Source organism: Symplocastrum torsivum (genome assembly GCF_059505465.1).
Map to the genome: position 1 here is coordinate 45005 of NZ_JCACKQ010000042.1, position 11091 is coordinate 56095.

An 11091-nucleotide genomic window follows, 5' to 3' on the forward strand; every position below is an offset into this window, starting at 1 on the left:
CTTCACACAACAAGCCTTGCGCGTGCCGTCGGCAACCCTTGCCCAGTAGTAGAGAAAATCTGTGCTTGACCTAAAGCAAATTCGGGAAAATCCACAAAGCGTCCAAGAACGATTAGATAAACGCGGTGTTGGTCAATATGACCTTCAGCCAATTCTGGCTCTCAACCAACGTCAACGGGAACTAGAGACACAACGCACTCAACTGCAAGCCCGTAGTAACGAAATTGGTAAGCTGATTGGTCAAAAAATCAAAGCAGGTAGCGCTCCTGATGCGCCAGAACTGCAAGCGCTTCGGGATGAAGGCAACCAAATCAAAGCAACTCTCAGTAATTTAGAGCCGCAGGAAAAAGACCTAAAAGCCGAGATAGAAGCCCTCCTATTACCCCTGCCTAACTTACCCAGCGATTCAACGCCAGTTGGTAAGAGTGAAGAAGAAAATGTAGAAGTGCGGCGTTGGGGTGACGAATACATTCCCCAAAATGACAAGATTCTCCCCCATTGGGAAATTGGGGAAAAGCTTGGCATTCTCAACTTTGAACGGGCAGTAAAGATTGCTCAAAGTCGGTTTGTCACGTTAATTGGTGCAGGGGCTGCATTAGAACGAGCCTTAATCAGCTTCATGCTCGACAAGCAAACTGCTGCTGGTTACGTCGAAGTAATGCCACCACTTCTTATCAACAGCCAATCCCTGACAGCTACAGGGCAGTTACCTAAGTTTGCTGAAGAAAGCTTTAAGTGCGAACCTGATGATTTATGGCTCACACCTACCGCTGAAGTCCCGCTCGTCAACCTCTACCGAGATGAAGTTTTAGAGGCATCTGAGTTACCTATCTATCACTGTGCCTATACACCTTGCTTTCGCCGGGAAGCGGGTAGCTACGGACGAGACACACGAGGACTGATTCGACTCCATCAGTTTAATAAAGTTGAACTCGTAAAAATTGTCCATCCCTCTACCTCCGAAGAGGAGCATCAAAAACTGGTTCAGGATGCGGCGGCAATCTTGGAAGCCTTGAAACTACCCTACCGGATTATGGAACTGTGTACGGGGGACTTGGGCTTTGCTGCTGCCAAAACCTATGACTTGGAAGTTTGGCTACCCTCGGCTGGAAAATATCGTGAAATTTCTAGCTGCTCAAATTGCTTTGATTTCCAATCAAGACGGGGCAACATTCGTTTCAAAGAAGCTGGCAAAAAGGGAACACAGTTGGTTCATGCCCTGAATGGTTCAGGATTAGCAGTTGGGCGAACAATGTCAGCAATTCTAGAAAACTATCAACAACCTGATGGCACAGTAAAAATACCAGAAGTGCTGCAACCCTACCTAGGACGCGAAGTCTTGTAAAAGCTGACTGCTGACTGCTGAACGCTGAACGCTGACCGCTGAAAGCTAGTTGCTATACCAAGGAGGCAAGCCGCTAGCTGGCGACAAACCGTACAATGAAAAAACGCAAGCTATCGTTACATTAAAAAACACTTATGTCAATTTTGGCAGCGATCGCAGTTTTGGCGATTTTGATTGTAGTCCATGAGCTGGGTCATTTCATGGCAGCTCGTCTTCAGGGAATCTACGCCAATCGCTTTTCCCTGGGATTTGGTCCAATCCTATGGAAGTACCAAGGACCAGAAACTGAGTATGCTATCCGTGCCTTTCCTTTAGGCGGTTTCGTTGGTTTTCCAGATGATGACCCCGATAGCGATATTCCTCCTGATGACCCGAATTTGCTACGCAACCGCCCGGTTTTAGACCGAGCGATTGTTATTAGTGCTGGTGTCATTGCCAACCTGATTTTTGCTTACTTCCTCCTTGTCACACAAGCAGGAACAGTTGGTATTCCTGGCTTCAACGAAGCGGGTGTTCTGATTCCTCAAGTTGCCGCAGAAAGTAGTGCTATCGCCCAAAAAGCAGGTATTAAACCCGGCGATGTTGTTTTAGCCATAGATGGTCAAGATTTGGGGACAGGTTTAGAAGCGACGGAGGCACTGAAAAAGACGATTCAGAAATCTCCGAACCAACCCCTAGAGTTGACAGTTCAGCGAAATCAACAAAGCCTGTCAATTACGGTAAAGCCAGAACCAGGACAAGACGGTAAAGGTCGGATTGGTGTGCAGCTTGCTCCCAATGGCACGATTGTGCGTAAGCGAGCCAGTAATATTTTGGAGGCTTTCAGCACCGCTGCCGAAGAATTTGAGCGCGTTGCCATTCTTATCGTTCAAGGTTTTGGGCAACTGATTAGTAACTTTGGCGAAACGGCTGGACAGGTTTCTGGCCCTGTTGAGATTGTTCGGATTGGAGCGAATGTTGCTCGTTCAAATCTTGCGGATCTTTTCCAATTTGCTGCCCTGATTAGCATCAACTTGGCAGTTATTAATATCTTGCCCTTACCTGCCCTTGATGGTGGTCAACTGGCGTTCTTGCTAATTGAAGGGGTTCGGGGTAAACCTTTACCGCTTGAAATCCAGCAGAACATTATGCAAACTGGACTTGTTCTATTACTGGGTTTAGGTATTTTCTTGATTGTTCGAGATACAGCTAACCTAATTCCTACAAGTTGGGTACAAAACTTATTGCAGTAGGAAAAAAGGACATCTACGCGATCGCAAATGAGTATCACCCGTAAATGGTCTGCTAAGCAACAACGGGCTTTGGAGATTCTAATTCGTCTGAAGCGACTTTATCCCGAAGCCCCTTGTACGTTGAACTACGAAACGCCGCTACAGTTATTGGTGGCAACAATCCTCTCAGCGCAATGTACTGATGAGCGGGTAAACCTAGTAACTCCAGCATTGTTCCGCCGCTTTCCCACTGCTGCTGCTTTCGCGGCTGCCGATGTGGAAGAAATTGAAACGTTGATACGGTCTACGGGGTTTTATCGCAACAAAGCGAAAAATATCCTAGGCGCTTGCCGCATGATTATGGCGGAATTTGGGGGGGAAGTGCCAAAACGGATGGAAGAACTCCTGAAGTTGCCTGGGGTTGCCCGTAAGACGGCGAATGTGGTGCTTGCTCATGCCTATGACATTCACGAGGGCGTTACCGTAGATACTCATGTCAAACGTCTCAGTCGGCTTTTGGGCTTAACTGAACAAACCGACCCAATTCGTATTGAGCGAGATTTGATGAGACTCTTGCCTCAACCGGAATGGGAAAATTGGTCAATTCGGCTGGTTTATCATGGTCGAGCGACTTGTAAAGCGCGAAAACCAGAGTGTTATGCTTGTGCCTTGGCGGATTTATGCCCTAGTGCTGGCTTAGCTAGCGCAACGCCTGTGGAGACAGTTCTTGTAGAATCTCCCACCGTTGTCCCTGCATCTGGGTGAAGCCATCAGATATCATAGAAAATGCTGTCTTTATTGAAGAATTAAGGATTCATGGCTAAAAAAAGTATGATTGAGCGCGAGAAAAAGCGCCAAAAGCTTGTTGAGAAGTACGCAGATAAGCGCGAAGCGCTCAAAGAAGAGTTTGAAAATGCGACAAATCAACGCGATAAGCTAGAAGCTCATCGTAAACTGCAACAACTGCCACGCAACAGTGCCCCCACGCGGGTGCGTAATCGTTGCTGGATGACAGGACGTCCTCGTGGTTACTACCGGGACTTCGGACTCTCTCGCCATGTGATGCGGGAATGGGCACACAAAGGTCTGTTGCCGGGGGTTGTCAAGTCTAGCTGGTAGTTCCTAGTCATTAGTCAAAAAGCCAATGTGACCCATGACTAATGACTAATTACCACAGCAACGGTCAATACCGAGGCTGTCTAAGAGTAAGTCACTCACAGCATTTGCGATCGCAAACTCGCTGTAAAAGCTTTCTCGAAAGTCAAACGCCTGCATCTCTGTGAGAATTGCAATCACCAGCGCTCCCACATCGTTTTCGCCTTCCATCCGCTGGCGGACAAAGATCTGAGCTGCCCGTTGGGCAATCTGTTGATTAACAGGTTCTGGAAGAAACTCTTGATTGAGCCAGTTGGCAAGAGCGACTCGCAACCATTCACCTTCCTGCTGAGGATTCTGGGCAGGTGGGAGCGTAATTGGTGGAATAGGTTCAGGCATAAGGACAATGTAACAACAAGAGAGGTCTTGGCATCATTCTAGGTGCCATAGGCATTGAGCAAAGGGCAGGGGAAGCAGGAGAAGTAAGCTAATTGGATAATATACAAAAGCGACTCCAGTGCTGAGTTCAGTTGATGATAATTGACATTCCTGCTCTAATCCAGGGGTACGCCCAAGGCTACTTCCTAATGGCAGATGATACGGGTGATTTAGGGTGGTACTCCAGTCGGACACGCACACTAATTCCCTTAGATGAGCGATTCCGTTACCCAAAATCACTGCGTCGAGTCCTGAACCAGGAACGCTTTAGCGTCACTATTAACCAAGACTTTAAAGGTGTCGTTGCTGGTTGTGCAGATCGAGATTCTACCTGGATTTCTGCTGAACTCCAAGAGATTTATTGGGCACTCTACAAAGCAGGCTGGGCTTATAGCTTTGAGACTTGGCAGGGGGATCAGCTTGCAGGAGGAATTTTAGGAATAGTGATTGGTGGAGCTTTCATTGGTGAATCAATGTTCTACCGAATTCCTGAAGGCTCAAAGGTAGCAATGGTCAAGTTGGTTGAGCAACTACGACGCAAGGAATTTATTCTCTTTGATGCTCAGATGATGAACCCGCACTTAGAGCGGTTTGGGGCGTGTGTGGTTGATGACGAGCAGTATCAATCCTTGCTACAGCAAGCTTTACAGCGGCAATGTTCTCTTGAGTAGGACTAGGCAATTCAAAATACTGACTGTTTTATGTGCAAGTCGTACAGAATGTGCCTACAGCCTCGGAAAACCGCTGATTCTGCTCCATCAATGCCATATGACCACCTGGCTTTATGGTCATTAGTTCAGCTTGAGGCAATTGGGCTTTCATCCGAATGCTGGCTGGGGGAGTAGTGGCTATGTCTGAAGCGCCGCAGACAACTAGCACCGGAACATTGATTGTCGAGAGTGTCCTTGTTTCCTCGTAATTGAACATTGCCAGTGTGCCACGAGCGAGAACTCCGGGCGATGCAAATGCTGATAACAAAGATGAGAAATCCAGTTGACCGCGTGTTTCCGTACCCTTAAATCCAGAAATCTCTACGCTGATGTGCAGCGAACCATTGAGATAGCTTAGCCAAGTCATTAGCCAAAAGATGGGTGACAGCAAAATAGTCAGATACAAGAGCGGTTCGAGTAACGGCTTCTGTAATGTGCGTAACAAACCGCTCAATATCGAGGTCTTTACCGGATTAGTGTAGGTAGTATCTACGAGGATTAAGCCAGCTACCTGATGCCCCAACTGCTCAGGAAACAGCCGACAGAATGTCAAGATAATCATGCCACCCATGCTGTGTCCGAGTAGGATAACAGGTTTGTCTCCCGCGATCGCAACAACGGCTTCTAAATCTCGCGCATATTTTTCGAGGGAGTAGTCTTTGTTTTTCGGCTTACTAGATTTTCCTAATCCTGGTAAGTCCCAAACAATCACGCGGAAGCGATCGCATAGTTGTCGCTTGGCATAATACCAAACAGTACTGTTCGGTCCCCAACCATGTGAGAGGATAATCGGTTGTCCATCTTCTGGCCCATAGAACTCCACCTGAAGCACACTACCATCTGGTCGTGGTATCCATTGCACAGTACCAGAGCGTATGCGCTTGGGTTCATCAACTCCTGGGCGACGCAGAAGTGGCAAGCTGATAAAACGACCCGCAAAAGACCACAGAACCATTACTAGTCCTGCGATTAAGTAGTGCCTCCCCACCAGTTCCCCTTCGTACCACTCATAGAGAATGTAAATCCCTCCACTAAGTATGCTGAGGGACAAGAGTCCCATCAGCCACATCATGAGGAAATTAAGGGGCATGAACTGCATGAGCCGAAACCTTTAGCGTAGGATATTTGCTGCGTTGTCTTCCAGTGTCATACCGAGGTTAGACCACAGCTAGCTCAATAGCAAGTAAACTCCTCTAGCGGGTTCTCCTTAAAGGGGTTTAATAAGTGAAAACAGTTGAGTTTTTATCTTACCTTCGTAGCTTAGATATTCAGGTTTTTGTTGAAGGCGATGGCTGCGCCGGTTTGCGAAGTGACCTTCGCAATCTGCCTCTGGAGGAGGTTCGCCTTCGTTGCAATGCTCCTGAAGGAACTCTGACACCAGAAGTGCGTGCAGAAATACAAGAGCGCAAAGCAGAGCTTATCTCCTTTCTTAGGGCAGCGAATCGTACTACTAGCCAAACGCCTACATCCCTTTTACCAATCCCGCGCGACACAACCCTTCCCCTTTCATACGCTCAACAGCGGCTGTGGTTCCTCGACCAGTTGGTTCCTAATAATGCCTTCTATAACACCCCAGCCGCACTACGTCTGGTTGGTTCACTCAACTTGGCGGCACTGGAACGGACTTTCAATGAAATTGTGCGCCGTCACGAAGCGTTGCGGACTACTTTTGTAACGGTAGATGGGCAACCTGTTCAAGTAATTGCCCCCACCTTAACCTTATCTCTACCAGTAGTTGACTTGCAGCACTTTCCAGAAGCCGAACGAGAGAATGAAGTACAACGGCTAACCAGCGAAGCAGCTCAGCGTCCTTTCGATTTGTCCAAAAGTCCATTGCTGCGAGTAACACTACTACGGCTGGATGAATCAGAATACGTGCTACTGCTGATTCTGCACCACATTGTCTCCGATGGCTGGTCTATGGGGGTACTGATTCGGGAGATAGCGACCCTCTACACGGCTATCAACAACGAGAAGCCCTCCCCTCTCCCCTCACTACCTATTCAGTATGCCGACTTTGCTCACTGGCAGCGTGAGTGGTTGCAAGGGGACGTGCTAGAAACGCAGCTAGCTTACTGGCGAAAGCAGTTGGATGGCATTAGCGTGCTGAATCTCCCAACTGACAAACCGAAACCAGCCGATCAAACCTATCGGGGTGCAACGCAATTTCTGCAACTACCGAAGCACCTGAGCGAGGGATTAGAAGCCTTGAGCCAAGGGGAAGGCGTAACCTTGTTCATGACGTTGCTGGCAGCGTTCCAAATCTTGCTACACCGTTACACGCAGCAAGAGGACATCGCGGTAGGTTCCCCGATCGCCAATCGTAACCGTAGTGAAATTGAAGGATTAATTGGCTTTTTTGTCAATAGCTTGGTGTTGCGTACCGATTTATCAGGAAACCCAACATTTCGGGACGTTTTGAGCCGAGTGCGAGAGGTAGCACTAGGAGCCTATGCTCACCAAGATTTACCCTTTGAGAAGTTGGTGGAGGAACTGCATCCGGAACGCAACTTGAACCAAAATCCTCTATTTCAGGTAGTGTTTGCGCTACAAAATGCGCCAATGGAGGCGCTAGAATTGCCAGGACTAACGCTAAGTCCACTGCAATTTGTTGATACGGGGACAACGCGGTTTGATTTGGAGTTCCATCTGTGGGAGAGAACGCAAAAGAATGGCTCAGGGGTAGATAGCGCAGATGGGATTAGCGGTTTCGTCGTGTACAGCACTGATTTATTCGATGCAACGACAATTACCCGGATGCTAGGGCATTTCCAAACGCTGCTAGAGGGGATTGTTGCAAACCCAGAACAACGGATTGCAGACTTATCAATATTAAGTGAAGCAGAGCGCCATCAACTGTTAGTTGAGTGGAACAACACTCAGGTAGATTATCCCAAAGCACAGTGCATCCATCAGTTGTTTGAGGCTCAGGTAGAGAAGAATCCTGATGCGATCGCATTAGTCTTTGAAGACAAACAACTAACTTATCAGGAGTTGAACAGACGCAGTAACAAACTTGCCCATTATTTACAGAAACAGGGTGTTTGTACGGAAGTTTTAGTCGGACTTTGTGTAGAGCGTTCTATAGAAATGATCGTGGGGATGTTGGGCATCCTTAAAGCAGGAGGAGCCTATTTACCCTTAGACCCTAGCTATCCCTCCGAACGCTTGAGCTTTATGCTTGAAGATGCTCAGGTAAAAGTTTTATTAACGCAGCAGCAGTGGGTGGAGCGATTGCGATCGCATAATTCTCACATACTCTGTTTAGATAAAGATTGGGAGACTCTTGCCCAAGAGAGCGAAGATAATCCTACCAGCAACCTTACAGCAAATAACCTAGCTTATGTTATCTATACCTCTGGCACTACAGGAAAGCCTAAAGGGGTTCAAGTTGAACATCGTGCCTTGTTAAATCTCATCTTTTGGCATCAACAAGCGTTTGCTGTTTCACCACTTGACCGTGCTACACAAGTTGCAGGAGTTGCATTTGACGCTTGTGGGTGGGAAATTTTGCCTTACCTGAGTGCAGGAGCTAGCCTTTATTTTCCGAATGATGAAATTAGGCGATCTCCTGAGCAAATTCGAGACTGGCTAGTATCAAAATCAATAACTATTAGCTTTTTACCAACACCTCTAGCAGAAAAAGTTTTGTTATTAGATTGGTCGAAGAACACAGCTTTACGGCTATTACTAACAGGAGGAGACAAACTACATCAGTATCCCTCAGCTTCCCATCCTTTTCAGGTAGTGAATAATTATGGACCAACTGAGAATACAGTTGTTACAGTATCCGGTCATGTTGCTGCTAAAGAGCAATCTAAGGTAGCACCTGCAATTGGTCGTCCCATTGCCAACATTCAAGTTTATGTTCTGGATAAGTATTTACAACCTGTACCGCTTGGCGTTGCAGGTGAGTTGTACATTGCTGGTGCTGGACTAGCACGAGGGTATCTAAACCGTCCGGAATTAACGGCTAAACAATTCATTCCTAATCCTTTTAGCAATAACCCAGAAGCACGTCTTTATAAAACAGGTGATTTAGTTCGTTATCGACCAGATGGGAATCTTGAATTTTTAGGTCGCCTTGATGAGCAAGTTAAGATTCGCGGCTACCGTATCGAGTTAGGAGAAATCGAATCAGTGCTGAGTCTGCATCCAGCAGTGCTGCAAACAGTAGTAATAACTCGTGAGGATGTACCGGGTGAAAAACGCTTAGTGGCTTATGTCACGCTGAATGCCCAAGAGAGCGACATTCAAGAGCCGATGCAAGAAACGCAATTGCAGGACGAACAAGTATTGCAATGGCAGATTCTTTACAACGAGACGTACAACCAACCTGCGGCTAATTCTGATCCAACCTTCAATATTGTGGGCTGGAATAGCAGCTACACTGATCAACCTATTCCAGTAGAGCAGATGCGAGAGTGGGTAAACAACCAAGTCTTGCAGATTCTTGCTTTGCAACCCAAGCGAGTGCTAGAAATCGGCTGTGGTACAGGTCTATTATTGTTCCGGATTGCGCCCCACTGCACTAAATACTGGGGAACGGACTTTTCGCAGACATCACTCAACTACATCCAGCAGCAGTTGGCACAATTACCTCCTGTAAAGTTGCTCCAAAGAATGGCGACTGACTTTGAGGGAGTGGAGACAGAAGCTTTTGATGCGGTTATTCTCAACTCTGTTGTGCAATATTTCCCCAGTATTGAGTATCTGGTGCGCGTGCTAGAGCGATCTGTAAAAGCATTAGCCCCTGGTGGCTTTATCTTCATTGGAGATGTGCGTAGCCTCCCCCTGTTGCAACCATTTCACGCCTTAGTGCAACTGCATCAAGCAGAACCCTCCCTGACTCGCGAACAGTTGCAGCAACGGGTACAACTACAAATGTTCCAGGAAACAGAGTTAGTTATTGACCCAGCTTTCTTCAGTGCATTAAAGCCGCGTTTTCCCCAAATTACCAACGTAGAGATTCAACTAATGCGGGGTCGTCATCACAATGAGTTAACTCAGTTTCGTTACAATGTGATTCTTCATATTGGAGCTGAAACTGACCCCCCCAGCCCCCTCACTAAAGCTCCGGCTTGCCAAGGGGAGAGTAATAGAGAGTTAAAATGGTTGGACTGGCGTGAAGATAATCTGACAGTAGCAAAGGTGCATGAGTTGTTGGCTGAGAACCAACCAGAGAGACTAAGTATTTCTTGTGTGCCTAATGCACGGGTGATGGTAGCAGTTAAAACGGCAGAATGGCTATCGGGTGCAGAAGAATTTAAAACAGTAGGTCAGTTTCAGAAAGCCTTGCAGGAACTCCAAGATTTGGGAGTGGAACCAGAGGATTGGTGGGCAATTGGTGAAGAACTACCGTATAGCGTTGAGATTAGCTGGTCAGATTCAGGTACTGATGGACGCTATGATGTGTCGTTTGTACGCTGCCAAGCTAATAACCAAGGAGTGGTGGAGAATTCTAAACTCATCGCCCCATCTCCCCATCGCCCCATCTCCCTATCTCCTTTAGTGCAGCAGGAGGAACGGGCGCGTCCGTGGCGTTCTTATGCCAATAACCCTTTGCAAGCGAAAGCCGCACGTAAGTTGGGGCACCAATTGCAGATTTATTTAGCCCAAAAGCTACCTGAGTACATGGTGCCCTTAGCTTTTGCTGTACTGGAGTCCCTACCTCTAACGCCTAATGGCAAAGTGGATCACAGGGCACTACCTATACCTGAACTAGTCAAGCTAGAGTTGACAGGGAGTTACGTTGCGCCTCGGACACCCGTTGAGGAAGTATTGGTGAAAATTTTTGCTGAGGTTTTGGGACTCAAGCGGGTGGGTATCCATGACAATTTCTTTGAATTAGGTGGTCATTCCTTACTGGCGACTCAGCTTGTATCCAGAGTGCGCGATGCATTTGGGGTAGAGTTGCCTTTGCGGAGTGTATTTGAGGCACCTGCGATCGCACAACTCTCTAAAGTGGTTGAAAGCTCGAAAGTTAGCTCAGCTCAAACTAAAGCCCCAGCGTTAGTACCAATTTCTCGTGAGGCTCGACGGATGAAGCTATCTTCGCTGAACAAAGAAAGCAAGTAGAATCAAAAGCAACAATGACTGAGCCAGAACTATTTGATGTAATTGAATTGCTTGTAGACTTGCCTGAGTATAACCTCCGCTCAGGAGTCCAGGGTGCGATCGTGGAATGTTATCCAGGTGGTACCTATGAGGTGGAGTTTAGCAATAAGGACGGGGAAACTCTAGTAGACTTCGGCGGAAGTCTACCTGCCATTATGCCGCCAAAGCCTTACCC

General features: G+C 47.3%; 9 protein-coding genes. 7 read left to right on the top strand and 2 right to left on the bottom strand.

Annotated elements, in window-relative coordinates; translation table 11 throughout:
• Nucleotides 1-61 precede the first annotated feature (61 nt).
• The 4 genes from serS to rpsN all read left to right on the top strand — a co-directional run bounded on the left by serS (nt 62) and on the right by rpsN (nt 3675).
• Nucleotides 62-1345 carry a serine--tRNA ligase gene (gene serS / locus AC5JL3_RS13235; RefSeq protein ID WP_496074936.1) on the top strand — a complete coding sequence of 428 codons (1284 nt, stop codon included), beginning with the start codon at nt 62-64 and terminating at the stop codon, nt 1343-1345.
• A gap of 134 nt (nt 1346-1479) precedes the next feature.
• Entirely contained in the window at nt 1480-2577 is a 1098-nt protein-coding gene (gene rseP / locus AC5JL3_RS13240) for an RIP metalloprotease RseP (protein WP_496074937.1), read from the top strand.
• 27 nt (nt 2578-2604) lie between these two features.
• Nucleotides 2605-3321 (top strand): endonuclease III, encoded by a 717-nt coding sequence (nth, locus tag AC5JL3_RS13245; RefSeq protein ID WP_496074938.1) that lies wholly within the window; start codon nt 2605-2607, stop codon nt 3319-3321.
• Between the two features lie 51 nt (nt 3322-3372).
• Nucleotides 3373-3675, top strand: coding sequence for a 30S ribosomal protein S14 (gene rpsN, locus AC5JL3_RS13250; RefSeq protein WP_192220945.1), 303 nt, complete (start codon nt 3373-3375; stop codon nt 3673-3675).
• A gap of 45 nt (nt 3676-3720) precedes the next feature.
• Here the strand turns inward: rpsN and AC5JL3_RS13255 are convergent, their stop codons facing one another.
• The gene (locus tag AC5JL3_RS13255) at nt 3721-4050 is read right to left on the bottom strand and encodes a DUF8822 family protein (protein ID WP_496074939.1); all 330 of its coding nucleotides are present in this window, start codon (nt 4048-4050) and stop codon (nt 3721-3723) included.
• A 134-nt stretch (nt 4051-4184) separates the two neighbouring features.
• On the opposite strand from AC5JL3_RS13255, the gene aat reads away from it, so the two are divergent.
• A complete protein-coding gene (aat, locus tag AC5JL3_RS13260; protein WP_496074940.1) occupies nt 4185-4760 on the top strand; it encodes a leucyl/phenylalanyl-tRNA--protein transferase in 576 nt (191 codons plus the stop codon).
• Between the two features lie 28 nt (nt 4761-4788).
• On the opposite strand, the gene AC5JL3_RS13265 is transcribed toward aat, so the two are convergent.
• Nucleotides 4789-5898: an alpha/beta fold hydrolase gene (locus AC5JL3_RS13265; protein ID WP_496074941.1), complete on the bottom strand. Its 1110-nt coding sequence runs from the start codon at nt 5896-5898 to the stop codon at nt 4789-4791.
• 125 nt (nt 5899-6023) lie between these two features.
• On the opposite strand from AC5JL3_RS13265, the gene AC5JL3_RS13270 reads away from it, so the two are divergent.
• Nucleotides 6024-10877, top strand: a complete 4854-nt coding sequence (locus tag AC5JL3_RS13270) for a non-ribosomal peptide synthetase (protein WP_496074942.1) — start codon at nt 6024-6026, stop codon at nt 10875-10877.
• A gap of 14 nt (nt 10878-10891) precedes the next feature.
• A partial coding sequence (locus AC5JL3_RS13275) for a DUF4926 domain-containing protein (RefSeq protein ID WP_496074943.1) occupies nt 10892-11091 on the top strand: 200 nt, incomplete at its 3' end.